The organism is Micromonospora sp. NPDC023869, assembly GCF_055559695.1.
This window is the reverse complement of record NZ_JBVHKD010000013.1, coordinates 15,350-41,238: the sequence shown is the minus strand read 5'-3', so window position 1 is coordinate 41,238 and position 25,889 is coordinate 15,350. Positions and strand designations below refer to the sequence as shown.

Genomic DNA, 25,889 nt, shown 5'->3' with positions numbered 1-25,889 from the left:
GTCAGCCCTGTGCACTGCTCAGGCAGCGGTCGAGGAACGCGGTCAGCGGCGCGACGTGGACGTCGGGTCGGTCCCACTGGTTCTCCAGGTTCTCCGCCAGGTGGTGGGTGGCCACGACCTGCCCGTCCCGGTGGTAGCGGACGACGGGGTGCAGGTAGGCGGCGGCGTGGGCCTGGCCGACGACGTTCTGGGCCACCCGGCTGACCGTGATGTCGAACGGATCGACCTGGTCGTGCTCGGGGCCGTACTCCAGGGTCACGACGAAGGCGTGCCGGTAGTCGTGGTCGGCGGTGCGCAGGCCGGTCTCGGTGAAGTAGTCGACCGGTACCTCGTCGTGGTAGCGCGCGTGCGGTCCGGCCACGGTGACCACGTCGGCGAGGAAGCCGAACTGCTGCCACAGGGCCGAGGTGCGGTTGACGCGGGCGATGACGGCGTCGGTGATCGACTGCGCGGTGGCGTCGAGCGTGGCCGACGGCCAGGGCGTGTCGTCGTACCGCCGTTCGAGGATCTTGTGCAGGGCGCGGACGGCGTACCGGAAGCCGTGGATGAACCCGCTGGTGGAGCGTTTGAAGTCGCGTTGCTGGGTGAGGGTGCCGGCGAAGTAGAGGTCGGGGACGTTCACCGACTCCCAGGCGGAGGTCTGGGCCGGGAAGCGGTCCTTGATCGTCAGTTCCGGGCGGCAGGTGTCGTCGAAGATCGACGGGTCGAAGGCGAATCCGGCGCAGGCGAGCACCCGGTCGTACCAGAGTTCCTTGGTCACCTCGTCGGCGCGGGAGAACGCGAACGTGACCCGGAAGCCGGTGCCGTCGCGCTCGATGCGTCGGACGTCGCCGTCCAGGATCGCGTTCGCCGACTTGAGTTGGTAGGTGTCCAGGAAGTTGTTGTTGACTGCGCGCAGATGCCCCACGTAATGGGTCCGCCAGGCCATCCGGACCGAACTCGGCCCGGCGAGATGGATCAGGGTGGTGGTCTCCATCAGATTGTCCGCGGTCTCGAACGCGGAATTTCCCTTGCCGATGATCAGGACCTTCTGGTCGAGGTAGTCGCGCGGGTCCACGGACATGTCCGCGTACTGTTCGGCGAGTTCCAGGCCCGGAATCGGCGGGGTGTACGCCCGGGAGACACCGGTGGCGACGATGAGGCGTCGCGCCCGATAGGTCTGCCCGGCCTGGACCTCGAAGATCCCGTCGACCTTGCCGACCGAGGTCACCCGGGAGTCGTAGCGGACCTTCGCGCCCGTCTTCGCGGCGAAGTCGGCCAGGTAGCGCAGCATCACGTCGGCGTCCGGGAAGTACCGCTCGGTGTAACCGGTGAACCGCAGTGCGGGATCGTCGCTGAGCAGCGAGTTCCAGTCCAGCCGCAGGTTCGCCTCGGGGTCGTCCGAGCCGGTGTGCGGCTTGTTGATGGAGATCAGTTGCCGGTGGCGGGGATAGCGGGCGAAGAACGCCCCCGGGATGTCCGCGCCCTCCAGCACCAGATAGTCGTGCTTACCGTCGGCCTCCAGCACAGCGGCGAGCTGCAGGCCGGCCGGCCCGGCCCCGATGATCAGATAGTCAAGCGTCACAGCAGCCACCTCAGGTGAGAGAGTTCGGAGAAACGTCGACAGTCGCGATGACCTCGGCGGCGCGCCGTACGTCACCGTCCAACGGCCGGTCCGGGTCGATCGGCGGTACGGCCGCGACCAGCGCGGCCAGCACCTCGGCGCAGCCGGGCGCGGTGGGTGCACGCGCACCGACGTACACGGCCTGGCGCAGCCCCACCGCGAGCGACCCGACGATCAGGTGCAGCAGCCGGGCCTGGTCCAGCGCCCGCAGCGCGGCCTGGGTGCCCAGCGGGATGACGTCCTGGTTGTGCAGGTTGGTCGGCAGGCTCTGCATGCTCGCCGGTACGGCGTCACGGCGGATCTCGGCGACCATCGCGGTCGAGGCCAGTTGCACGCCCTGTAGTCCGTGCTGCTGTCCTGGTCCGGCGGCCAGCATCGGTGGCAGGCCGCCGTTGCGGTGCGGGTCGACGAGCAGGTCGAGTTGACGTTCGGCGAGGTTGCCGACCTGCGCCACGACCATCGACAGCAGGTCGGCGGCGAACGCGGCCGGCTGGCCGAAGAAGTTGCCGCCGTGCACGACGAGGTCCTCGTCGGGAAAGAACAACGGGTTGTCGCTGACGCCGTCGAGGTCGGCGGTGACGACGGAGTCGACGTAGCGCAGCGCGTCGGCCGCCGCGCCGAGCAGTTGCGGTGCACAGCGGATGCTGTAGGGCTCCTGCAGTGGGCGTGTGCCGGACGGCACGAGCCCGACGCTGACCCGGCGCATGTACGCGCCCACGTCGATCGCGCCCGGATGGCCGTAGGCCCGCAGGAGTCGGGCGTCGAGGAACTGCGGGTCGCTGCCGAGCAGGTCGGCGAGCAGGCAGGTGAGCACCTGGACCGCCCGGTGCGAGGCGCGCACCGAGTCCAGGGCGAGCGCCGCCGCCGCGGTGGTCAGCGACGTGCCGTTGACCAGGGCCAGGGCGTCGCGGCCGTCCAGGGGCAGTGGTGTCAGACCTGCCTTCTCCAGCGCCTCGGCGGCGGGCAGTCGCACCCCGTCGAGATAGGCGTACCCGCGACCACGCAGGGCCTGGGCGGCCGCGCCGAGCGGGATCAGATCGCCGCTGGCGCCGACCGACCCCAGCCGGGGCACGGCAGGGACGAACGTGGTCGCGAGCATCGCGGTGAGGGCGTCGATGACGTGCGGGGACACCCCCGAGGCGCCTCTGGCCAGCGACCGGGCCCGGATCAGCAGGGTCGCGCGGACGACCTCGGGTGCCAGGTCCGGGCCCTGCCCCGCGCCGAGATGCGCCAGCGTGTTGTCGGCCTGGTCGCGCAGCTCGGCCCGGCCCGCGTACCCCACCAGCGCACCGAAGCCGGTGGTGGCGCCGTACACCGCGCGGTCGTCGCCGAGCACGTCGGACAGGAACGCGCGGGCGGTCGTGACCCGGCGCCGGACCTGCGGACCGACCACGACCGTGACCGGGTCGCGCGCGGCGCTCAGGTCGGCGATCCGCAGCGGGGCGGCGAGATCTACCTCTCTCGTCATGCGACCGGACCCTAGAGACAGAATCTCAGAACGCTCTGAGATCAGCTCGTTACGGTGCGCCGCATGCCGCTCGATTACCTGATCATCGGAGCCGGACCGGCTGGACTCCAGCTCGCCGCCCTGTTGGAGCGCGACGGTCGTGACTATCTGGTGCTGGAAGCCGGTCCCACACCGGGCACCTTCTTCACCACCTATCCCCGGCACCGGCAACTCATCTCGATCAACAAGATCTGGACCGGTTCCGAGGATCCGGAGTTCAACCTGCGGGCGGACTGGAACTCGCTGCTCACCGACGATCCGGCGCTGCTGTTCAAGAACTACAGCCGGCGCTACTTCCCCGACGCGGACGACCTGCTGCGGTACCTCGCCGACTTCGCCCACGGCCTACAGGTCAGATACGACACCCGGGTCACCCGCGTCGCGCGGGACGGCGACGTTTTCACCGTCTGCACCGACGGGGACACCCTGACCGCCCACCGGGTCGTGGTCGCCACCGGCGTCTCCCAGCTCTACGTTCCGCCGATCGAGGGCGTCGCGCTCGCCGAGCGGTACGACACCGTCAGCGTCGACCCGGACGACTTCACCAACCAGCGCGTGCTCATCATCGGCAAGGGCAACTCGGCCTTCGAGACCGCCGACGCGCTCGTCGAGACCGCCGCGGTCATCCACGTCGCCGGCCCCCACTCGATCAAACTGGCGTGGCAGTCCCACTACGTCGGGCACCTGCGCGCGGTGAACAACAACTTCCTCGACACCTACCAACTCAAGTCGCAGAACGCGGTCCTCGACGGCACCGTCGAACGGATCACCCGACGCGACGACGGCGGCTACCGCATCGACTTCCGCTACGCCCGCACCGTCGAGTCGACCCGGCACCTCGACTACGACCGGATCATCCTCTGCACCGGGTTCCGGTTCGACGCGAGCATCTTCGACCCCTCCGCCCGACCGCGACTCGTGCACAACGACCGGTTCCCCGAGCAGACCTCCGCCTACGAGTCGGTGAACGTCCCGGGCCTGCACTTCGCCGGCACCCTCACCCAACAACGCGATTTCAAACGCTCCACCAGCGGTTTCATCCACGGCTTCCGGTACGGCGTCCGCGCGCTGCACCGGATCCTCACCGCCCGTCACCACGACACGCCCTGGCCGTCCACCTCGCTGGACAGCACCCCCGAGGCGATCGCCGACGCCGTCATCACCCGCCTCAACCGCACCTCGGCGCTGTGGCAGCAGTTCGCCGTCCTCGGCGACGTCGTCACCGTCTCCGGCGACACCGCGCGCTACCACGAGGAGGTACCGGTCGACTACCTGCACGACGGCGGCCTGGGGCCCGCACCGTTCGCCATCGTGGCCACCCTGGAGTACGGGCCGGACCACGACCAGGTCGACCCCTTCGACGTCACGGTCCCCCGGATCGCCGAGAACGACGCCGAACACGCCCACGACGCCAGCTACCTGCACCCGGTCATCCGGGTCCACCGCGGTGGCCGGCTCGTCGCGGTGCACCACCTCGCCGAGAACCTCGAGAACCACTGGGACCTTCCCGCCGTCCACCACCAGCCACTCGTGCTCTTCCTCAAGGGCGTCCTGTCCGATGCCGACTGAGATCTGGCCACAGCCCGTTTTGGACCTGCTCGCCACCGGCGGCGACCGGCCGGTCTTTTGCGACGGCGACCGGACGGTCACCGCCGCGCAGATGTCCGGACTGGTCCACCGGATCGCCGCCGGACTACGCGCCGCCGGAGCCGGCCCCGGCGTCGGAGTGGCCCTGCGACTCGGGGTCACCGCCGAAGCCTTCGCGACGATCATCGCGGCCTTCGCCGTCGGCGCCCGGGTCTCCGGCATCCGCCCCGACCTGCCTGCGGCGCAACTCGCCCACCAACTCCACGACAACCCGCTGCTCGTCACCGACGCGCACGTCGGCGACCTGGCGGCCACACCCGACCCCGGGACCCGGCTGGTCGCGGCCGGACGCCTGCGCGACATCGCCCGGATCACCTGGACCAGCGGCAGCACCGGCACCCCGAAGGGCTGCGCCCAGACGTACGCGGCGATGAGTGCGGCCTGGGTCCCGTACCCGGACCGCTGGCCCCCGGCGGTCGCCGACCTCGCCCCCCGCCTCCAGCGCTACCTCGTCTTCGGCTCGCTGAGCAGCCAGGTGATGCTGGAGTACGCCATCCTCGCCCTGACCGCCGGTGGCACCCTGATCGCCGACCGGTCCCCCGGCTTTCCAGGGATGATCAGCCGCAACCGGGCGACCGCGAGTGTGATCACCGTCGGCAAACTGCACCAGCTCGTCCAGGACCACCGCGCCGACCCGACCGACCTGAGCAGCCTGCAGGCGCTGCTGGTCTCCGGTTCCCCCCTCGCGCCGGGCCGGCTCGCCGAAGCACTCGACGTCCTCGGCCCGGTGATCTTCCACGGCTACGGCCAGACCGAGACCGGCATGATCACCATGGTGACACCGGCCGAGATGCTGGCCTCCCCCACCGCGCTCGCCTCGGTCGGCCGACCACCTCCGGTGACCGACCTGTCCATCCGCGACGCCGACGGCCACCCCGCCACCGAAGGGGAACTCTTCGTGCGCACACCGGCGCAGGCCGCCGCCTACTGGAACGACCCGGTCGAAACCGCCGACGTCTTCGTCGACGGCTGGGTCCGCACCCGTGACCTGGCCCGCCTGGACAGCGACGGCTACCTGCACCTGCTCGGCCGCATCCGGGACGTCATCATCGTGCACGCCACCCTCGTGTACGCCGGCCCCATCGAGCGGGTCCTCGCCGCCGACCCCACGGTCGCCGAGGCCTACGTCGTCGGCCGTCCCGACGACCTCACCGGGGAGGCGGTGCACGCCTTCGTGGTGCCGGCCGCCGGCCACACACCCGACGCGGCACAGCTGCGTGACCTGGTGGCGCAGACCCTCGGGGCACCCTCCACCCCGCAGACGATCCAGACGATCGCGCGGGTGCCGGTGGGGCCGAGCGGCAAGCCGGACAAGCGCGCCCTGGCATACCGCGAGGCGGACCTGCTCGGGTAGCGGCTGGTGGAGCGCCTTCTCGTCCGGGATCGCAGGAAAGACGCCCCGGGGCATGGTCAACGCCGCCGCCGGTTGCGAGACTGCTTCAATCTGCGTCAACGCGGGCAATCGGGGCTCTCGACACATCGGCAACCATGCGTACCGACGGGGCGACACCACGTGCCCAACGGTGGGCCGGAGAGTGGTCCCGGGGCCGGCTCGACGTCGGCACGACCGGGACGGAGGAAGGAATGTCGAGTACGCCGCTGTCCCTGCCGCAGCCAGCCGCGCGGGCGCCCGAGTTCGGTCGGGACGCGCTCATCGTCTGCGAGAACCTGGTGCGGATCTATCAGACCGGTTCCATCGAGGTGCAGGCACTTCAGGGACTGGACCTGGCCGTGGACAGCGGGGAGATGGTCGCCGTCGTCGGCGCCTCCGGGTCGGGCAAGTCGACGCTGCTGTCCATCCTGGCCGGCATCGACGCCCCGACCGCCGGGCGGGTCCGGGTCGACCGGTGGAACCTGCTCCGCATGTCCCGCGCGGACCGGGTGCACTACCGGCGGCGCACCGTCGGGTTCGTGCGGCAGCAGACGGCGAGCAACCTGATCCCGTACCTCACCGCACGGGAGATGGTGGACCTGCCGATGACGGCGGCGCGTACCGCGAAGGCGGAGCGCCGGGACCGCGCGGCCGAGTTGCTGGACGGCCTCGGTGTCGCCGACTGCGCCGACCGGCGACCCGGGCAACTCTCCGGCGGGCAGCAGATGCGGGTCGCGATCGCGGTGGCGCTGGCCAACCAGCCGCGGGTGCTGCTCGCCGACGAGCCGACCGGCGAACTGGACGCCGCCACGTCCGCGGAGGTCTTCGGCGTGCTGCGGGACGTCAACCGGCGCTACGGCGTCACCGTGGTCGTGGTGACCCACGACCCGCAGGTCAGCGGCCAGGTCGAACGGACCGTCGCGATCCGGGACGGGCGCACCAGCAGCGAGGTGCTGCGCCGCGCCACCACCGACGCGGTGGGCGACACGCACATGATCGCCGAGGAGTACGCCGTGATGGATCGCGCCGGGCGGGTGCAGGTGCCCCGTGACTTCCGTCAGGCGCTGGCGCTGACCCGACGGGTCAGGCTGGCCCTGGAACCCGAGCACATCACGATCCGCCCCTCGGGAGACGACGAATGAGCGGTGAGGCGCTGCTGCGCGTACGCGACGTGCACCGGCGCTTCCGCACCGGGCCGAGCGTCGTGCACGCCCTACGCGGCGTGTCGTTCGACGTGGCCGCCGGGTCCATGGTGGCGCTGGTCGGCCGGTCCGGGTCGGGCAAGACGACCCTGCTCAACACCATCGGCGGACTGGACCGCCCGGACGCCGGCACCGTGCACGTCGACGGCACCGACGTCACCGCGCTCGACGAGGACGGTCTGTCCCGGCTGCGGCGCGAGAAGGTGTCGTACATCTTCCAGAGCTTCGGGTTGATCCCAGTGTTGTCGGCCGCGGAGAACGTCGCCGCCCCGCTGCGGCTGGCCCGCGTGGCCCCGGCCGAGCGCGAGCGACGGGTCGCGGTGCTGCTGGAGCTGGTCGGGCTGGGCGATCACGCCCGGCAGCGGCCGGCCGAGCTCTCCGGCGGCCAGCAGCAGCGGGTGGCGATCGCCCGCGCGCTGGCCGCCTCGCCCCGGCTCCTGATCGCCGACGAGCCCACCGGGCAACTGGACGCGGAGACGGGCCTGTCGGTGATGGCCCTGCTGCGCGGGGTGGTCGAGTCCGAAGGCGTCACCGCCCTGGTGTCCACCCACGATCCCGTGATGATGGCGTTGGCCGATCGGGTGGTCCGGATCCACGACGGGCAGCTCCACGACGAGGCGGCCGGGCAGCCGGACGAGCCCGGGCCGGACGCCGGGTGACGCGCCGATGCTGAGGCTGGTCGGCCGGCGCGCCCGCGCGCAGTGGCCGTTGCTGGCGGCCCTGATCGGGGTCGTCACGGTCGGCGCGACCCTGCTGGGCACCTGCACCCTGCTGAGCACCCGCACCACGGAGCGGGCGTTGGAGGTCGCCATGGCCCGCGCCGCCCCCGCCGACGTCGACGTGACCGTCTACACCGGCACCGTCGAGGGCCCGGACGCGTGGTCCGTCGCCGCCGACACCCGCACCGTGGTGACCGCCGCGCTCGCCCCGTTCCCGGTGACCACCACCGCGCGGGCGTCGACGGTGCTGCGGGCGCTGCCGCCCGGGCTCGCCCCGGGCACCACCGTGCCGGCCCAGACGTACCTGTCGGGGCTCGACGACCTGTCGACCCGCGCCGAGCTGGTCACCGGGGGCTGGCCGCGCGAGCGTGGGGACGCGGTGGTGCTGGAGTCCACCGCGCAGTTGCTCGGCCTCACCCCCGGTCGCCGGGTGCGTCTCGGCGCCGAGCTGGCCCACGACCCCGTCCCGGCCGTCGACGTGACCGTCGTCGGTGTGGTGCGCCCGGTGCCGGGGCGTGGCTGGGACCGCGATCCGCTGGCTGCGGCAGGCGCCGCGACCGGCTACCAGGACGGCCGGTTCCGGCAGCCGGTCAACGCCTACGGCCCCTTCCTCGTCGACCTCGGCGACCTGCTCACCACCGGTGCCACCGTCGACCGGATGGAGGTCACCGCCCATCCGGACCTGTCCCACGCCACCCGCCGTGACCTGGAGGTCGTGGCCGGGGCCGTCCGCAGTGCCGACGGTCGGCTGGCCGGCACCCTCGGCGAGCGCGTCCGGCTCGCCCGGGTCGCCTCCGACCTGCCGCTGACCCTGCGCTCCGCCGACGCGCAACGGCACGCCACCGCCGCTCTCGTGCTCGCCATCGCCGTCCTCGGCGGTGTCCTGACCGCGACGGCACTCGTCCTCGCCGGCCGGCTGACCGCCGGCATCCGCGCCGACGAGACCGCCGTGCGGACCGCCCTCGGCACGAGCCGCCGTCAACTCGCGGCCACCGCGACACTCGACGCCGGGTTCGTCGCCGTCGTCGCCGCCGTGCTCGCGGTACCGGCGTCGTCGGCCCTGCACGCCGGCCTGACCCACCTGCCTGCCCTGGACGCCGCCGGCCTGACCGCCCGGCCCGCCGTCACCGGTGCCCAGATTCTCGCTGTCGCCGGCGGTGCGCTGGCGCTCGCCGCGGTCCTGACCGTCCTGGCGATCCGGCCCGGCCCGGCACCCGGCGACCGACGCACCCGCCGCGAACTGCTGGCCCGATCCGGTGCCGATCTGATGCTCGCGGCCCTCGCCGCGACCGCGTGGTGGCAGCTGTACGCGCAGCCCACCACCGCCAGCCCCCGCGCCGACGTGGTCCGGATGCTCGCACCGGCGCTGCTGCTCGCCACCGGCGCCGCCCTGGCGCTGCGGATGGTCCTGCCCGCCCTGCGCGGTGCCGACCGGCTGGCGTACCGCGCCCGTGGGCTGGCCGTGGTGCTGGCGGTGGCCGAGGCCGCCCGCCGGCCCCAGGCGGTCGCCGCCGGGCTCCTCGTCGGGCTGGCCTGCGCGGCGGCGACCTTCGGCCTCGCCTTCGACACCACGTGGCACCAGTCGCAGCGCGACCAGGCCGCGCTCTCCGTCGGCACCGACCTGGCACTGTCCCTCAGTGCCACGCCGTCGCCCGGAGACGGCGCGGCCGTCGTCGCGGCCACCTCGGGGGCGGTGAGCCCCGTCCTGGACCGGGGTACCGCCGTCGGTCAGTGGCTCGGCACCGCCGGCGACGCGCCGCGCCTGGTCGCCGTCGACACCACCCGCGCCGACACACTGCTGCGCGGACGGCTCGACCACGACCGCACCTGGACCGACGTCGGCGCGGGGCTCGCCCCGCCGACCCGCGCCACCGGCCTCACTGTCGCCGCCGGTGCCCGACTGTCGATGAGCGGCACCGCGACTGGCGACACTCCCCTCACCGTGACACCGCACCTGCTGCTGCAGGACGCCGCCGGTCTACGCCTGCCCTGCACCGGTCCCCCGGTGCCGCTCGACGGCCGGGCACACCGGCTGCCCGGGTGCGCGGCCACCGACGGACTGCACCTCGTCGCGGTGTCCCTGCCGGTCACGGCCGACCCCGACGCCGCAGTCGGTAACCGCATCGCCCTCGCCGTCACCCTCACCGTGCCGTCCACCGGATCGGCGCAGGGATCGGAGTGGACCGCCACGTCCGCGCCGCCGATCCCGACCAAGCTGCGCGACCCGAGCGTCGTGCTCGCCGCCACGCCGACGCAGACCGCGCTGCGGCTGGCGGCGACCGTCGACCTCGGCGGCGCGGACGCCGCCCGCACTCTGGTTGCCACCGCCTTCCCCGACCCCGGTCCGGTGCCCGTCGCTGTCTCCGCCCGCTTCGCCGACGCGGTCGGTGGCATCGGCAGCCGGCTCAGCGTCACGGTCGGCACCACGCCGGTCCCGATCGTCGTCACCGAGGTCGTGCCGACCGTGCCGTCCGCCCCCGGCGCCGTCGCCGTCCTGGCCGACCTGGACATGCTGTCGCGCGCCCGTGCCGTCACCGGTGACCTGACGTTCCCGGTCGACGCCTGGTGGGTCGGTCACCCCGCCGGTCCCGATGTCGCCGAGCGGGCCGCCGCCCTGCACCTGGGCACCGTCACGACCCGCGAGGTGGAGACGACCCGTCTCACCGGCGGCCCGCTGCAGGCCGCGCTGCCCGCCGCGCTGCGGCTTCTCGTCGGTGCCTCGGCGCTGCTGCTGCTCGCCGGTGTCGTGCTGCACGTGACCTGCGATTTGCAGGTCCGCGCCGTGGAGGTGGCGCGGCTGCGGGGTCTGGGGATGACCCGGCGCGGCATCCGAATGGTGCTCCTGGGTCAGCACACCGTCATCCTGCTGCCCCTGCTCGCGGTGGGCACGGCCGTCGGCGCGCTCGGCACCGGCCTCGTCGCTCCTCTGCTGGTCCGCTCCGACACCGGCGACGCGCCGATCCCGGCCGTCCAGCCGTACTGGCCGTGGCCGGCCGAGGCCGCGCTGCTCGCCGTCCTGCTGGCCGGCTGCCTGCTGGCGGTCGCCGCGGTGGTCAGCGTCCAGGTCCGGCGGGCCGACGCCGCGCACCTGCGGGTGGCACCGTGACCCGGTGGCTGACCCGCAGGCGGCCGGCGCCGCACTGGCCCAGCGTCCGTGGCCGGGGCCGTACCGACGCCGGGGCGCTGCTGCTCACCGCCGCCGTCATCGCGGCCGTCGCGCTGCTCGCCGGGGCAGTACCGGCGCTGGTACGTGCCGCCGCCGACGACGCCGTCCAGGACACGGTCCGCCGCGCCGGCACCGACGCGCACGTTCTCGTCCACGCCGACTGGGAACGCGACGACGGGCCGACCGGCGGCCGGTTCCGGATATCCCGCCTCGCTGAGGACGTCGACGACTTCCGCGACCGGGCGGCCTCCGCGCTCGGACCCGACCTGGACGCCGCGCTGCTGCCGCCCATCGCCGTGGTCAACGCCCCGGTCCTGGGCATCACCGGCGGCAACCTGCCGCGTACCTTCCAGCTCACCTACCTGGCCGATGACGGCGGCGGCCCGGACGTGACCTGGATCGCCGGCAGCGCGCCCGGCCCCACGGTCCCCGAACGGTCCATCGAGATCCCCTACGACGGACCGCCCTGGCCGGTGCAGGTCGGCCTCTCCGAGGCCGACGCCGCCGCGCTCCGCCTCGGCCCCGGCGATCGGATCCCGGCCCAGGACGGCCAGGGCAACGACAAGGACATCCGGATCAGCGGGATCTACCGTCCCGCCGACAGCGCCGACCCCGCCTGGCGACTCGCCCCGGCGCTGCTGCGTCCCCTGCCCGGTGCCGACGGCGTGGGCACCACCCGGTTCGCCGGACTGCTGTCGCGCGAGTCGCTGCCGGACGCCCGGCTCGCCTTCGACCAGGACCAGCTGCGGCGCACCGTCCACTTCGCCCCCGAACCCGACGCGCTGACCTGGGGTGCCACCGCGACGCTCGCCAGCCAGGTGGTCAAGCTCAAGGCGGCCTCCGGCTCGTCAGCCGTACGCGACGACTCTCTGAAGTGGGAATCGTCGCTCGACAGCGTCCTGCGCGACACCCGCACCCAGATCAGCGCCGCTTCCGTCCAGGCCGCCGTCCTGCTCGCCGGCGTCCTGACCGCCACGGTACTGGTCCTGCTGCTCGCCGCCGACCTGCTGGTCCGCCGCCGTACCCCGGCGCTGGCCGCTGCCCGGCAGCGCGGTGCGGCGCTCCCCGACCTCGGTGCGGAACTGATCATGGAGTCCACCGTGGTGTCCGTGTCGGCCGCCGCCATCGGGCTCGCACTCGCCCGCGCGGCCGTACCGGGTGTGTCCTGGACCTGGGCCATCCCTGTGGTCCTGGCCGGTGTCGTCGCCGGGCCGGTGTTCGGCATCCTCGCCGCTGCCCGCGCCAGTCGCGACCGGCACCAACCCGCCAACCCGGCCGCGCGGCGTTGGATCCTGGCCACTGGCCGGCTTCGCCGCGCCGCCGTGGAGGCCGCCCTGGTGATCGCCGCACTCGCCGCCGTCGTGACACTGCACCAGCGCGGGCTCCTGCCCGTCGCCGCCGACGGCAAGGCCGGTGAGCTGACCGGCGACCTGGTCCTCCCGATCAGCGCCGTCGCGCTGGGCGCGCTCGCCGGCGCACTCGTCGTGCTGCGGCTGGTGCCCGTCGGAGCGCGGTTGGGGCTACGACAGGCCCTGCGGTCACGCCGCCCGCTGGCCGTGTTCGCCGCCGCCCGGGCGGCCACCACCGCTGGTCGGGCGCTGCCGCTGCTGGTGCTGGTCAGCGCCGTGGCGCTGGCGTCGTTCGCGCTTGTCGTCGGCACCACCATCTCCCGGGGGCTGACCGACGGCGCGTGGAGCACCGTCGGTGCCGACGCCCGTCTCGATGTCGGCACCGACGCCGCGGCCGCGACGCCCGCACTCGCCGAACGCATCGCGGCCGCACCCGGGGTCGAGCAGGTCGTCGTCGCGCAGGTGACCGACTCGGCACGCGTCTTCACCGAATCGACTCCACTCACTCCACGGCTGGTCATCGTGGACGCCGCCGCGTTCCAGCGTCTGCTGGCCTCCACCCCGCTGCCCGACGCGCCCGCGCTGGCCCGGCTCACGACATCCGGGGCCGGCACCACGGGTGTCCCCGCGCTGGTCCGATCGGGCACCGGCGACCTGCCCACCGGAACCCGGCTGCAGTTGTCACGCGACGATGCTCCGACGATCCATCTCACCGCGGTCGGTACCGCTCCCCCCGTCGGCGATGCCGGCGACGTCGTCATCGTCGACGCCGCAGCGCTCGCCGAGGCGGGACTGTCCGCCGTTCCCAACACCGTCTGGGTGACCGGCCCCGGTGCGGCGCAGGCCGTGTCGAACAGCGGCGTCGCCGCCGACGTCGTCCTGCGCACGGACGTGCAGCGGGCGCAGCGAGAGGCGCCGCTGACCGCAGGGACACTACGGCTGGCGTGGACGGCTGCGGTTGTGGTGCTGGCGCTGGGGCTGCTCGGCCTCACACTCGCCGCCGCCGCGGGTGCCTCGGAACGGTGGCAGACCCTGAGTCGGCTGCGGACCCTCGGCCTGCGACCACGCGACGCCCGCTGGGTCGCCGCCGGAGAGGTGCTGCCGCCGGTCGTGGCCGCCGCGGTGTGCGGCCCGCTGCTCGGGGCCCTGCTCGCGCACCTGACGCTCGGCCCGCTCGAACTGCGGATGCTCACCGGTCAAGCCGCCGACCCGACGACGGTCCTGCCGTGGTGGCTGCTCGGCCTGGTAGGTGTGGCGCTGGTGGTGGCGGCCGCCGCAGTCGTACCTGTCGAGGCGGCGCTGCGGCGACGCGACCGGCTGAGCGAGGTGCTCCGCGCCGGCGAGTGAGCGGCTAATGCGGCGCTGGTGCGGTCAGGGCAGCAGGAGGACGTGCAGGGTACGGGGGCCGTGTACGCCCTCGACCCGGTTGAGTTCGATGTCGCTGGTGGCCGACGGTCCGCTGATCCAGGTGAGGGGGCGGTGCGGGGTGAGGCGGGCGAGCGCCTCGGGGACCCCGGCGACCACCTGGGCGGCGCGGACCACGCAGATGTGTAGGTCCGGTAGGAGGCTGAGGACACGACGGCCCTGGTCGGGTGCGCCGTCGAGGACGACGGTGCCGGTCTCGGCGACCGCGACGGCGGCGGCGGTGACGACACCGTCCGCAGCGGCGATCCGGTCGTTGTCCAGCCCGTCGTCGGGCAGTACGGTCACCGTCGCGGGCAGCCAGGCCGGCGGCAGTCCCGGTGGGACGACGAGCGTCGCGGACAGCGGCAGGATGTCGGCGATCACGTCGGCGACCTGCGCCTCCGGCACCCGGTGCACCCGGGCCCGGTAGTCGGTCAGCCGCTCCACCAGCAGGTCCAGGTCGACCGTGCCCGCCCGCCGGTAGTCGCGCGGCACCTCGACGTCGGCTCCGCGCTCGCCGAGAGCGGCGCGCAGCCGACCGAGGACCGTCTCCCGGCCGCTCACCGCTTCGACCACCATTCGCGGAAGGTCTCCGCGGGCGGTTCGGGCAGGTCGCGACTGGCGGTCCAGCCGTCCAGCGGCGGTGGTAGGCCCCGACCGCGCCGGCCGAGCAGTCGACTCGACCGGGCGGCACGTTGCGCGGCCGCGTACAGGGCGGGATGGTCCATGGCGTACGCGGCGGCGGCCATCGCCGTCGCCTCGGCGCGCGGGTGGGGTGCCTGGTCGCGGAGGTGCACCAGCAGGTCCGGAATGTTGATCTTCACGGGGCAGGCGTCGTAGCAGGCGCCGCAGAGCGACGAGGCGTACGGCAGGGAGGCGTTGTCGGCGATCCCGGTCAGTTGCGGGGAGAGCACCGCCCCGATCGGGCCCGGGTACACCGAGCCGTAGGCGTGCCCACCGGTGCGCTCGTAGACGGGGCAGACGTTCAGGCAGGCCGAGCAGCGGATGCAGTGCAGTGCCTGCCGGCCCACCTCGTCGGCGAGCACGGCGCTGCGTCCGTTGTCGAGCAGCACCAGGTGGAACGCCTGCGGACCGTCACCCGGGGTCACGCCCGTCCACATCGAGGTGTAGGGGTTCATCCGCTCCCCGGTCGAGGCCCGGGGCAGCAGTTGCAGGAACACCTCCAGGTCGCGCCAGGTCGGCACCACCTTCTCCACACCCATCACGGTGATCAGCGTGTCCGGCAGGGTCAGACACATCCGCCCGTTGCCCTCGGACTCGACCACGGCGAGGGTGCCGGTCTCCGCGACGGCGAAATTCGCCCCGGACACCGCCACCGGTGTGGAGAGGAACGTCTGCCGCAGATAGCGGCGCGCCGCCGCCGCCAGGACCGCCGGTTCGTCGGTCAGGGCCGGGTCCACCCCCGGCATCGCCCGCAGGAAGATCTCCCGGATCTCGGCCCGGTTGCGGTGGATGGCTGGTACCAGGATGTGGCTGGGTCGGTCGTCGCCGAGCTGCACGATCAGCTCGGCCAGGTCGGTCTCCACCGGGGTGATCCCGGCCGAGACCAGGGCCTCGTTGAGGCCGATCTCCTGGGTCGCCATCGACTTGACCTTGATCACCCGGTCGCTGCCGGTGGCCGCCACCAGCTCGGTGACGATCCGGTTCGCCTCGGCCGCGTCGGCGGCCCAGTGCACCACTCCCCCCGCGGCCGTGACCCGCGACTCCAACTGCTCCAACAGCTCCGGCAGGCGGGCCAGCACGTCGGCCTTGATCGCCGAACCGGCCGACCGCAGGTGCTCCCAGTCCGGCACCTCGGCGATCACCGCACCGGACTTCGCGCGGATCGTGGCCGTGGCGTGCCCGAGGTTGCGACGCAGCTGCGGATCGGCCAGGGCCCGCCGCGCGGCGGCCGGGAAGGTCTCGTCGCCGCGCAGGTTCCCGACGCCCGCCGGAGCGGTGGCCGGCATACCGAGGAAGGTCCGGGTCACGACCGCACCACCGCATCACTCCGCTCGTCGACGGCGCCGTCCTGCTCGGTCGACGCCAGGATCTCCGCCAGGTGCACCGTGCGCACCCCGGTCCGCAGCCGGGACAGCCCACCACCGATGTGCATCAGGCACGACGCATCCCCCGCCGTGCAGACGTCCGCGCCGGTGGACAGCACGTGCCGCATCTTGTCCGCCAGCATCGCCGTCGAGGTGTCCGCGTTCTTCACCGCGAACGTCCCGCCGAACCCGCAGCACTGCTCCGCCGCCGGCAACTCGACCAGGTCCAGACCCCGCACCTCGCGTAACAGCCGCAGCGGCCGGTCCCCCACCCGCAGCACCCGCAACGAGTGACACGTCGGGTGGTAGGTCACCCGATGCGGATAGAAGGCACCGACATCGGTCACTCCGAGCACGTCCACCAACAGCTCCGACAGCTCGAACGTGCGCCCGGCCACCGACTCGGCCCGGGAGGCCAACCGCTCGTCACCGGCCCGCCGGGCCACCACCGCGTGCTGGTGCCGCACCGATCCGACACACGACCCCGACGGCGCCACGATCACGTCGTACGGATCGAACACCCGCGCGTACCGGCGCACCAACGGCAACGCCTGCCGCTGGTAGCCGGTGTTGACGTGCATCTGCCCGCAACACGTCTGCCCCTCGGGAAAGACCACCTCGTGTCCCAGGCGCTCCAGCAGCCGCACCGTCGCCTTCGCCGCCTCGGGGAACATCGTGTCGGCCAGGCAGGTCACGAACACCGCGATCCGCACGTCACACCTCCGCCCGCCCCGCGATCGTCCGTGCCGCCACAGTGCCACCCTCGGGCTGGTAGCGCACGATCGGTTGAGTCTGCCGCACCAATCGCCGCAGTGCCGCCAGGTCACCACCGACCGTACCGACGGCGCGGGCCTGCACCAGCACGTTGCCGATCGCGGTGGCCTCCACCGGTCCGGCCAGCACCGGCAGTTCGCAGGCGTTCGCGGTGAGCTGACAGAGCAGGGCGTTGCGGGCGCCACCGCCGACGATGTGCACCGCCTCGACGTGTCGGCCGGTGAGTTCCTGCACCTGGTGGACCGCGCGGCGGTGGCCCAGCGCCAGGCTGTCGACGATGCAGCGGACGACGGCCGCCGGTGACTGCGGCACCGGCTGCCCGGCCCGGCGGCAGGCGTCGACTATGCGGGCGGGCATGTCGTCGGGCGGCAGGAACGACGGATCGTCGATGTCGACGACGCTGCGAAATCCAGGTTCGCGGGCGGCGGCGGTGAGCAGGTCGGGCAGGTCGGGGTCACCCCAACTGCGGAGGCATTCCTGCAACGGCCACAGCCCCATCACGTTGCGCAGGTAGCGGATGGTGCCGTCGACGCCACCCTCGTTGGTGAAGTTGGCCCGACGGCTGGCCTCGGTGAGCACGGGTCGGTCCAGTTCGACGCCGACCAGCGACCAGGTGCCGCAGGAGATGTAGGCAAAGTGTCCACTGTCGGCGGGTACCGCCACCACGGCCGAGGCGGTGTCGTGGGAACCGACCGCCACCACGTCCGGCGTACCGGGCAGGTCCAGTTCGGGCAGGGTCGGTCCGACCAGGGTGCCGGGTTCCCGCAGGGGCGGGAAGAGGTGCCGGGGGATGCCGGCGTCGGCCATCAGGCCGTCCGCCCAGGCGCGGGTACGCAGGTCGTACAACTGGGTGGTGGAGGCGTTGGTGGCCTCGGCGCCGATCTGCCCGGTGAGCCAGTAGGTGATCAGATCCGGGATCATGAGTAGGCGGTGGGCGGCGGCGAGTTGCGGGGTGGCAGCGGCGGCCGTGAGTTGGTAGAGGGTGTTGAACGGTAGTTGCGCAAGGCCGGTGGTGGCGTAGAGACGGTCGGCGCCGAGCCGTCGCGTCACCTGGTCCAGGACACCGTCGGTGCGGGTGTCCCGGTAGTGCACCGGGTTGCCCAGCAGCGCGCCGGAGGCGTCGAGCAGACCGTAGTCGACCGCCCAGGAGTCGATGCCGATACCGGCCACGGTGCCGGCCGCGCGGAGTCCGGCCAGCACCTCGCGGAAGATGCCCAGGATGTCCCAGTGCAGCGTCCCGCCGACGCGCACCGGCTCGTTGGCGAACCGGTGCGCCACGGTCACCCGCAGAGTCTCCGGGCCGACCTGCCCGAGGACCACCCGGCCGCTGGAGGCACCGAGGTCGACGGCGGCGACGTCGGCCCGCCGGGTGCCACGAGGGTGTGATGCCGGGCCGGGTCGGGCCGTCGCGTCGGCTTCGGCCGCAGAGGTCGGCCCGGGTGCCCGGGCCGGGGCGGCGGGCGGCGGCGTGGTCACCGCAGGAAGGCCGCGGGGACGCCGGCGTCGACCGGAACGTGCAGGCCGGTGGTGTGCGACAGGTCGCCGGCGGCGAGTGCGAAGACCGCGTTGGCGATGTGCTCCGGCAGCACCTCCCGCTTGAGCAGGGTGCGTTGTGCGTAGAACTCGCCGAGCTTCTCCTCCGGTACGCCGTACACGGCGGCCCGGTCGGCGCCCCAGCCGCCGGCGAAGATCCCGGAACCGCGGACCACCCCGTCGGGGTTGACGCCGTTGACCCGGATGCCGTGCGCGCCCAGTTCGGCGGCGAGCAGCCGTACCTGATGGGCCTGGTCCGCCTTTGCCGCGCCGTACGCGACGTTGTTGGGGCCGGCGAACACGGCGTTCTTGCTGGCGATGTAGACGATGTCGCCGCCCAGGCCCTGGGCGACGAGTACCCGGGCGGTCTCCCGGGCGACCAGGAACGATCCCTTGGCCATTACGTCGTGTTGCAGGTCCCAGTCGTGGGCGGTGGTCTCCAGCAGTGACTTCGACAGCGACAGGCCGGCGTTGTTGACCACCAGGTCGACGCCGCCAAAGGCGAGCACCGCGGCCTGGACGGCGGCGGTGATCTGGTCCTCGTCGGTGACGTCGAGCGACACGGCGACGGCGGTGTCCGGGCCGCCGATCTCGGCCGCGACGGTCTCGGCGGCGTGGGCGTCCCGGTCGGTGACGACGACGCAGGCGCCCTCGGCGGCGAGCCGGTGGGCGATCGCCCGGCCGATGCCGGAGCCGGCACCGGTGACCAGCGCGATCCGGGTGGCCAGGGGCTTGGGCTTCGGCCTGCGCTGGAGTTTGGCCTCCTCCAGGGCCCAGTACTCGATGTGGAACTTCTCCGCCTCGTCGATCGGCGCGTAGGTCGACACCGCCTCGGCGCCGCGCATCACGTTGACGGCGTTGACATAGAACTCCCCGGCCACCCGCGCGGTCTGCTTGTCGGGGCCGAAGCTGAACATGCCGACACCGGGCACCAGCACGATGGCGGGGTCGGCGCCCCGGATGGCCGGGCTGTCCGGCTCGGCGTGGCGCTGGTAGTAGGCGCGGTAGTCGTCGCGGTAGGCGGCGTGCAGGTCCGTGAGCCGCGCGACGGTCTCCGCCAGCCCGGCGTCCGGCGGCAGGTCGAGCACCATCGGGCGGACCTTGGTCCGCAGGAAGTGGTCCGGGCAGGAGGTGCCGAGCGCGGCCAGCTCCGCCATCCGTTCGCGGCCGACGAAGTCGAGCACCACCTCGTCGTCGGTGTAGTGGGCCACCTGTGCCCGGTCGGTGGAGGCGAGACCGCGCAGGACCGGCAGGAGGGCGGCGGCGCGGGCCCGTCGGTCCGGTGCGGGCAGTGGCGCGTGCACCAGGCTGCCGAACGGCTCGGGTCGGCCGTGTTCGGCGAGGTAGCGGGCCGCGCTGGCGATGATCTCGCGGGAGTTGGCCTCGCACTCGTCGCTCGTGGTGCCCCAGGCGGTGATGCCGTGCCCGCCCAGGACGACGCCGATGGCCTGCGGGTTGTCCCGTTGCACGGCGGCGATGTCGAGGCCCAGTTGGAAGCCGGGGCGACGCCACGGCACCCAGAGCACCCGGTCGCCGAAGATCGTGCGGGTCAGCGCGGGCCCGTCGGCGGCGGTGGCGATGGCGATGCCCGAGTCGGGGTGCAGGTGGTCGACGTGCGGCGCGTCGACCAGACCGTGCATGGCGGTGTCGATGGACGGTGCCGCGCCGCCGCGCCCGTACAGGCAGTAGTCGAAGGCGGCGACCATCTCGTCCTCGCGCTGCACGCCGGGGTAGACGTCGACCAGCCGGCGGAGCCGGTCCAGTCGGAGCACGGCCAGACCGCCCTCGGTGAGGGTGCCGAGGTCGCCGCCGGAGCCCTTGACCCAGAGCAGGTCGGTGGGTTGGCCGGTCACCGGATCGGTCTGCACGCCCTTGGCGGAGGTGTTGCCGCCGGCGTAGTTGGTGTTCGCCGGGTCGGCACCGAGCCGGTTGCTGCGGGCCAGCAGGTCACGCACCGCGGGATCCGTCATGGTGTCCTTCCGAGTTCTCGGGGTGCGCGCTGCGCGCGCGTGTCGCGTGGGTCCGGTCGGCGGGGAGAGTGCGTCAGGCACCCCAGCCCGCCTGGTCTCCGCCGACCCGCTCGGCGGTGACCCGCGCGAGGTGTCCGGAGCGTTTGTAGGCGGCGACCGGATCCGGGTCCAGGCCCCGCTCCTCGCGCTCCTCGCGCAGCAGCGGCCGTACGTCGGTGTGGTAGGCGTCCATCAGCACGGCGTTGGCCTCCAGCACGTCACCGCTGTGCTGGGCGGCGGCCAGCGCCGCCACGTCCACCAGCAGCGCCTTGGCGGTCGCCTCCTGGACGTTGAGCACCGACCGGATGACCGCCTGCACCTTCGGCTCGATGTTGTGGCACTGGTCCAACATGAACGCGATGCCGTAGGACGGGCGCAACGCGTCGGCCAGGACGATCTCGTGCATGATGCGGAACAGTTGGAACGGGTCGGCCGCCCCCGCCATCAGGTCGTCGTCGGCGTAGAAGCGCGAGTTGAAGTCGAAGGCGCCCAGCTTCCCGACGCGCAGCAGGAACGCCACGATGAACTCGATGTTGGTGCCCGGAGCGTGGTGACCGGTGTCGATCACCACCTGTGCCCGCTCGCCCAACTCGAGGCAGTGCGCGTACGCGGTGCCCCAGTCCGGCACGTCGGTCAGATAGAACGCCGGCTCGAAGAGCTTGTACTCCAGCAGCAGCCGCTGGTCACCGGTGAGCCGGTCGTACGTCTGCCGCAACGCCGCCGCGAGCCGGTCCTGACGGTGCCGGGCGTTGTCCTGGCCGGGGTAGTTGGTGCCGTCGGAGAACCACAGCTTGAGGTCCCGCGAGCCGGTGGCGTCCATGACGTCGACGCAGTTCAGCAGGTGCCCGATCGCCTTGCGGCGTACCGCCGGGTCGGGATTGGTGACCGACCCCAGGCGGTAGTCGTCGTCCTGGAACACGTTCGCGTTGATCGTGCCCAGCTCGACCCCCCGCTCCCTGGCGTAGGCGGCCAACGCGGCGTAGTCGTCGACCCGATCCCACGGGATGTGCAGGGCCACCGTCGGCGCGACGCCGGTGAAGCGGTGCACGGTCGCCGCGTCCGCCACCTTCTCGTACGGGTCGCGGGGCACGCCCTGCTGCGTGAACACCTTGAACCGGGTACCCGAGTTGCCGTACGCCCAGGATGGTGTCTCGATGCGCTGCTCGCGCAGGGCGTCCAGGACCCGCCGACGCGTACCCGGGTCGATCTCGGTCATTGTTGCTCCCCAAGTTGCTCTTCGAGATGGAAGATCTCGGCCAGGACGCGGAACCCCTGGTCGGGTCGTCCACCGGGCAGGTCGGCGAAGAACGGCGCCATCTCGGCCTGCCACCGGGCGTTGACCTCGGTCGCCTCCATGGCCGCCTGGGCGGCGTCGAGGTCCTCGGTGAGGAGGTAGCCGACCAGCAGTCCGTCGTCGCGGAGGAAGAGTGAGTAGTCGTGCCAGCCCGCCTGCTTGAGCGCGACCAGCATGTCGGGCCAGACGGCGGCGTGGCGGCGCCGGTACTCCGCCATCCGCTCCGGCCTGACCTGGAGGGTGAAACAGACCCGGCGCACGCCACACCTACCCGCGACTCTAGAAGTTGAACTGGTCGATGTTGGACGCGGTGAACTCGAACGGGTCGCCCAGCAGGACCTCGCCGTTCGCGCCGAGGGTGAACTCGCCGAGCTTGCCGGCGGTGAACGCGATCTCGACGAGTTGCTGGTCGGCGATGGACAGGCCACGGGCCGGCCGGTCGGGATCGATCCGGACGCCGAGCCGGGCGAACAACTCCTCGGTGCGTCTGCGCATGGTGGCGACGGCGCCGAACGACTTGTCCACGCCCTCCAGCGCGAGAACGGGATGCACGTGGCCTCCTTCGTGGGTGGGGCGGGGTACCGAACCAGAAGGGATGAAACGTTTCACTAGCGTTTCGACTGTAGGTGTGGCCCGCAGCACAGGTCAAGGGTTTCGACCTGGCTACCGTCTCGTTATGCGGAAGCTCGCTGTCGCGGCACGCCACCAGCGGACATGGGCTCTTGCTGACGGCAGGCCGCGCCGGGTTGAATGAATGAAACGTTATAAAAGCGATAGACTCGCTGCCCGATCGGCACCCCGCAGATCACCCCGGCACCGACCGACCACCACCGCACGTCGACACCGTCGAGGGGACCATGGCAACGGCAAGCATCAAGGAGGTCGCGCGGCACGCCGGTGTGTCCCTCGGCACCGTCAGCAACGTGCTCAACCGACCGAACACCGTCGCGCCGGCCACCCGACAACGGGTCCTCGACGCCATCGCCGAACTCGGCTACGTCCGCAACGACTCCGCGCGACAGCTCCGCGCCGGCCAGAGTCGCACGGTGGCGATCGTCGTGCTCGACGTGAGCAACCCGTTCTTCACCGACGTGGTACGCGGTGCCGAGCAGGTCATCGAGGAGGCCGGCGCGATGCTCATCGTCTGCAACAGCGGCGAGGACAGCGCCCGGGAACGTCGGCACCTCGAACTGCTGGAGGAGCAGCGGGTACGCGGCGTCCTCATCACCCCCGTCGCGCACGGACCCCAACCCGACCTCGAACGCCTGCACCGACGCGGCACCCCCGTGGTGCTGGTCGACCGCGGCTCGGGACAGGCCAGCCGATGCTCGGTGGCCGTCGACGACGTCCTCGGCGGCCACCTGGCCATGACGCACCTGCTGGAGCAGGGACACCGGCACATCGCGTACGCCGGAGGGCCCTTCTCCATCCCCCAGGTCGCCGACCGGCACGCGGGCGCCGCGGCGGCGCTGGCCGACCACACCGCCGCCGAGCTGCGGGTGGCGACCACGACCAGCCTGACAGTGGCTTCCGGCCGGCGCGCGGCCGAGGAACTGCTGACCCTGCCCGCCGCGCACCGCCCCACCGCCGTGATCTGCGCCAACGACCTGATCGCCCTCGGTGTCCTGCAGCACCTGACCGAGCAGGGCGTGCGGGTGCCCGACGACGTGGCGATCGTCGGGTACGACGACATCGAGTTCGCGGGCGCGGCGGCGGTGCCGCTGTCCTCGATCCGCCAACCCCGGGAGCAGTTGGGGCGCACGGCGGCGCTGCTGTTGCTGGAGGAGGCCGAGGCGGGATCGGCGCACCGCCACCGGCACGTGGTCTTCCAGCCCGAGCTGGTGGTCCGCCGCTCCAGCGAGCGCCGGCGCGGCTGATCGGCCCCGCTGCGTACCCGGTCAGCGTTCGGTGAGCAGGTGGTGCAGGAACCGTCCCGGATCGGCGAGGAACGCCCGTGTCAGGGTGACGGGCTCGGCCTGGTCGTAGTCGACCGGTGCGATGGTGCCGTCGGCGTCGATGTGCAGGATCGTCGCGTCGGGGCAGGCGAGCAGGATCGGTGAGTGGGTGGCGACGAGGAACTGACAGCCGTCGGCGACCAGGTCGGCGATCCGCAGCAGCAGCGCCAGGCAGCCGTGTACGGACAGGGCCGCCTCCGGCTCGTCGAGCAGGTACAGGCCCTGCGCGCCGAACCGGTGGTTGACCAGGTCCAGGAACGACTCGCCGTGCGAGCGGTGGTGTGGGGAGACGCCGCCGTAGGAACCCAGCAGAGGTGGAGAGTGCGGGTCGGCGTCGAGCCGTTCGATCTCGGTGGCGACGTTGTAGTACGACTCGGCGCGCAGGAAGAACCCGGTGCGGGGTTTACGCCCGGCGACGCGTCGCAGCACCAGATGCTCACCGAGCGGGGACTCGGTGGCGCGGGTGGCGAACCGGAAGGAGGTACTGCCGCCCTCCGGATTGAACCCGGCGGCGACCGCGACCGCCTCGACCAGAGTCGACTTGCCGGTGCCGTTGTCACCGGTCAGCAGCGTCACCGGCGTGGTGAACTCGACGCCCGGATCCGCAAGCGCGCCCACGGCCGCCATGGTGTACGGCCACCGGCCGCGATCCGCCGACGCGAACACGCCGGACGGCACGTAGGCGCCCCGTACGAACACCGCCGTTCCCCCTCCTGCCGGACCAGCCGTCACAGCAGCCCACACGCCCTGCGGGAGCAGGTTGCCGGCTTGGCGGCGAGATCGGGCCGTCGCCACGCTACCCGGCACCTCGTGCTGATGCCGCCGGCATCACCGGCTGCCTCTGCCGGTGTCCGTCGCTGTCGTGCCCGGCTGTTCAGTCGCTGACTCTGCTGCGGGACTGGTACACCAGGTCCTGGTACTCGGGGTGCCGGGCGATCCACCCGGCGAAGAACGGGCAGGTGGGCAGCACCAGCAGACCTGCGGCGCGGGCCTCGTCGAGGCCGGCGCGGGCCAGGGCCGCCCCCACTCCCCTGCCCTCGTACTCCCGCGAGACCTCGGTGTGCACGAACGCGATGAGTTCCGTGGTGCGGATGTACTGCGCGATACCCGCAACCGTGGACTCCCCCTCGACCCGAGCCTCGTACCGGTTGGCTTCCGGGACATCCTTCACATTCACGACCATGTGCCCTCCATCAGATCTCATCTCCGACACGGACCGACCGACGCGGCGATCCGACCAACGGTCGCTTCCGACGTGTCCGGCGGGCACCTGCGTGTCCCGGGATCCAGTATTCGGTGCTCCCCGGCCACGAACAGTGCCACCACGTCACCAGCGATCGTGACACCGCGCCACTGACGACTCGGGCGCGTCCGCGCTGTCATGGGCGACGCGCTCGTCGTGGTCACGGATCGACGCCGGTGCGGTGCCAGCGCAGCGGGTCGTCCTCCAGCGCGGCAGCAGGAACTGCTGGAACTCGGTGCTGAAGTACGCGCCGTCGGGGCCGACCGGCCGCTCGGCGAACCCGTCGGGCGCGGGATAGGCGTACGAGTAGAAGGCGCCTTCCGCACCGCCGCCCGGCCAGAACCCGCAGCTGGACAGCTCGCGGGAGTAGCCCTCGACCATGACCCAGTCCCCGCAGCTGGGCACTCCCCCGGGTGCGGCGGGGCCGAGCGGCCGGAGAAGCGGGTGCAGGCGAGATCCATCCCGCCCCAGAAGAAGTGCACCGGACTGACCTTGCCCACGAAGTGCGATCAGCGGTACTCGGGGTTCGCGGCGTCCGGACGAACTCCTGCGTCCCAGGCGGTGCGCTGGTTGCCGCAGGCCGGGGCACCCGCCGGCGCGACGGATCATCGACGCGAGGTGCAGCAGGTTGTAGTCATGAACGCGGTGTTGCGGTCGGTGAAGTCGTTCTCCGGCCCGCCGGATCCCTCGTCGAGGTAGGACGGCCCGGGGCCGACCTCACCGAGCCAGATCGGACCGGCGATGACCAGGATGTCGGCCGCCAGCACCCGGGTCAGCAACGCGGGCCGCTCGTCGGTGTCCCACCCGTGCTCGGTCATGTCGGGTCGTACGCCGGTGGCGATGTCGCGGTCGACGGCGCGGATCTGGTCCACGCTGACCCCGTTCGCTTCCATGATCGCCACGCTGCGGTCGACCACTCCTTGGGTGTGGCTACGGCCGGGGGAACGGTTGAGGGTGCAGTTGATGTACATCGCGCGCAGCCCGGCGAAGTCGGGCTTCTCGATCGCTGTCGCGGTCATGGGGTCCTTCCGTGTGGTCGGTCGTACCGGCGGACCCTCGCTCAG

The 25,889-nt window shown here is 72.5% G+C and carries 20 protein-coding genes and 1 pseudogene; 7 read left to right on the top strand and 14 right to left on the bottom strand.

Going from position 1 to position 25,889, the window contains the following annotated elements; translation table 11 throughout:
- Nucleotide 1 precedes the first annotated feature (1 nt).
- The gene (locus ACZ31C_RS27425; protein ID WP_465797723.1) at nucleotides 2–1,564 is read right to left on the bottom strand and encodes an NAD(P)-binding domain-containing protein; all 1,563 of its coding nucleotides are present in this window, start codon (nucleotides 1,562–1,564) and stop codon (nucleotides 2–4) included.
- 10 nt (nucleotides 1,565–1,574) lie between these two features.
- Nucleotides 1,575–3,071, bottom strand: a complete 1,497-nt coding sequence (locus tag ACZ31C_RS27420) for an aromatic amino acid ammonia-lyase (protein WP_465797722.1) — start codon at nucleotides 3,069–3,071, stop codon at nucleotides 1,575–1,577.
- A 63-nt stretch (nucleotides 3,072–3,134) separates the two neighbouring features.
- On the opposite strand from ACZ31C_RS27420, the gene ACZ31C_RS27415 reads away from it, so the two are divergent.
- The 6 genes from ACZ31C_RS27415 to ACZ31C_RS27390 all read left to right on the top strand — a co-directional run bounded on the left by ACZ31C_RS27415 (nucleotide 3,135) and on the right by ACZ31C_RS27390 (nucleotide 13,912).
- A complete protein-coding gene (locus ACZ31C_RS27415; protein WP_465797721.1) occupies nucleotides 3,135–4,679 on the top strand; it encodes an NAD(P)-binding domain-containing protein in 1,545 nt (514 codons plus the stop codon).
- Entirely contained in the window at nucleotides 4,669–6,111 is a 1,443-nt protein-coding gene (locus ACZ31C_RS27410) for a class I adenylate-forming enzyme family protein (protein ID WP_465797720.1), read from the top strand. Before ACZ31C_RS27415 ends, ACZ31C_RS27410 begins: the two co-directional genes overlap by 11 nt.
- A gap of 230 nt (nucleotides 6,112–6,341) precedes the next feature.
- Nucleotides 6,342–7,271 carry an ABC transporter ATP-binding protein gene (locus ACZ31C_RS27405; protein ID WP_465797719.1) on the top strand — a complete coding sequence of 310 codons (930 nt, stop codon included), beginning with the start codon at nucleotides 6,342–6,344 and terminating at the stop codon, nucleotides 7,269–7,271.
- On the top strand, nucleotides 7,268–7,990 hold the full coding sequence (locus tag ACZ31C_RS27400) for an ABC transporter ATP-binding protein (protein ID WP_465797718.1): 723 nt from the start codon (nucleotides 7,268–7,270) through the stop codon (nucleotides 7,988–7,990). Before ACZ31C_RS27405 ends, ACZ31C_RS27400 begins: the two co-directional genes overlap by 4 nt.
- A 7-nt stretch (nucleotides 7,991–7,997) precedes the next feature.
- Nucleotides 7,998–11,156, top strand: coding sequence for an FtsX-like permease family protein (locus ACZ31C_RS27395; RefSeq protein WP_465797717.1), 3,159 nt, complete (start codon nucleotides 7,998–8,000; stop codon nucleotides 11,154–11,156).
- Complete coding sequence (locus ACZ31C_RS27390) at nucleotides 11,153–13,912, top strand: FtsX-like permease family protein (protein WP_465797716.1); 2,760 nt, start codon at nucleotides 11,153–11,155, stop codon at nucleotides 13,910–13,912. The genes ACZ31C_RS27395 and ACZ31C_RS27390 overlap by 4 nt, the downstream gene beginning before the upstream one ends.
- 24 nt (nucleotides 13,913–13,936) lie before the next feature.
- Here ACZ31C_RS27390 and ACZ31C_RS27385 read toward each other — a convergent pair whose 3' ends face one another.
- From ACZ31C_RS27385 to ACZ31C_RS27350, 8 genes are all read right to left on the bottom strand, one after another.
- Nucleotides 13,937–14,548: a LutC/YkgG family protein gene (locus ACZ31C_RS27385; protein ID WP_465797715.1), complete on the bottom strand. Its 612-nt coding sequence runs from the start codon at nucleotides 14,546–14,548 to the stop codon at nucleotides 13,937–13,939.
- Nucleotides 14,530–15,939: a lactate utilization protein B gene (locus ACZ31C_RS27380; protein WP_465797825.1), complete on the bottom strand. Its 1,410-nt coding sequence runs from the start codon at nucleotides 15,937–15,939 to the stop codon at nucleotides 14,530–14,532. The genes ACZ31C_RS27385 and ACZ31C_RS27380 overlap by 19 nt, the downstream gene beginning before the upstream one ends.
- Before the next feature lie 17 nt (nucleotides 15,940–15,956).
- Entirely contained in the window at nucleotides 15,957–16,730 is a 774-nt protein-coding gene (locus ACZ31C_RS27375) for a (Fe-S)-binding protein (protein ID WP_465797714.1), read from the bottom strand.
- 1 nt (nucleotide 16,731) lies between these two features.
- Entirely contained in the window at nucleotides 16,732–18,267 is a 1,536-nt protein-coding gene (locus ACZ31C_RS27370; RefSeq protein WP_465797713.1) for a rhamnulokinase, read from the bottom strand.
- Entirely contained in the window at nucleotides 18,264–20,294 is a 2,031-nt protein-coding gene (locus ACZ31C_RS27365; protein ID WP_465797712.1) for a bifunctional aldolase/short-chain dehydrogenase, read from the bottom strand. The genes ACZ31C_RS27370 and ACZ31C_RS27365 overlap by 4 nt, the downstream gene beginning before the upstream one ends.
- Nucleotides 20,295–20,367: 73 nt before the next feature.
- A complete protein-coding gene (gene rhaI / locus ACZ31C_RS27360; protein WP_465797711.1) occupies nucleotides 20,368–21,549 on the bottom strand; it encodes an L-rhamnose isomerase in 1,182 nt (393 codons plus the stop codon).
- Nucleotides 21,546–21,887 (bottom strand): L-rhamnose mutarotase, encoded by a 342-nt coding sequence (locus tag ACZ31C_RS27355; RefSeq protein ID WP_465797710.1) that lies wholly within the window; start codon nucleotides 21,885–21,887, stop codon nucleotides 21,546–21,548. The genes rhaI and ACZ31C_RS27355 overlap by 4 nt, the downstream gene beginning before the upstream one ends.
- A 19-nt stretch (nucleotides 21,888–21,906) precedes the next feature.
- Nucleotides 21,907–22,179: a hypothetical protein gene (locus tag ACZ31C_RS27350; protein WP_465797709.1), complete on the bottom strand. Its 273-nt coding sequence runs from the start codon at nucleotides 22,177–22,179 to the stop codon at nucleotides 21,907–21,909.
- 305 nt (nucleotides 22,180–22,484) lie between these two features.
- Between ACZ31C_RS27350 and ACZ31C_RS27345 the strand changes: the two genes are divergently transcribed.
- Entirely contained in the window at nucleotides 22,485–23,504 is a 1,020-nt protein-coding gene (locus ACZ31C_RS27345) for a LacI family DNA-binding transcriptional regulator (protein WP_465797708.1), read from the top strand.
- 21 nt (nucleotides 23,505–23,525) lie between these two features.
- On the opposite strand, the gene ACZ31C_RS27340 is transcribed toward ACZ31C_RS27345, so the two are convergent.
- The 4 genes and pseudogenes from ACZ31C_RS27340 to ACZ31C_RS27325 form a co-directional block, all read right to left on the bottom strand.
- Complete coding sequence (locus ACZ31C_RS27340; RefSeq protein WP_465797707.1) at nucleotides 23,526–24,281, bottom strand: AAA family ATPase; 756 nt, start codon at nucleotides 24,279–24,281, stop codon at nucleotides 23,526–23,528.
- A 175-nt stretch (nucleotides 24,282–24,456) separates the two neighbouring features.
- The gene (locus ACZ31C_RS27335; protein ID WP_465797706.1) at nucleotides 24,457–24,765 is read right to left on the bottom strand and encodes a GNAT family N-acetyltransferase; all 309 of its coding nucleotides are present in this window, start codon (nucleotides 24,763–24,765) and stop codon (nucleotides 24,457–24,459) included.
- 144 nt (nucleotides 24,766–24,909) lie between these two features.
- Nucleotides 24,910–25,286, bottom strand: a pseudogene (locus ACZ31C_RS27330) (DUF5996 family protein).
- Between the two features lie 144 nt (nucleotides 25,287–25,430).
- Nucleotides 25,431–25,844: a flavodoxin family protein gene (locus ACZ31C_RS27325; protein WP_465797705.1), complete on the bottom strand. Its 414-nt coding sequence runs from the start codon at nucleotides 25,842–25,844 to the stop codon at nucleotides 25,431–25,433.
- Between the last annotated feature and the right edge of the window lie 45 nt (nucleotides 25,845–25,889).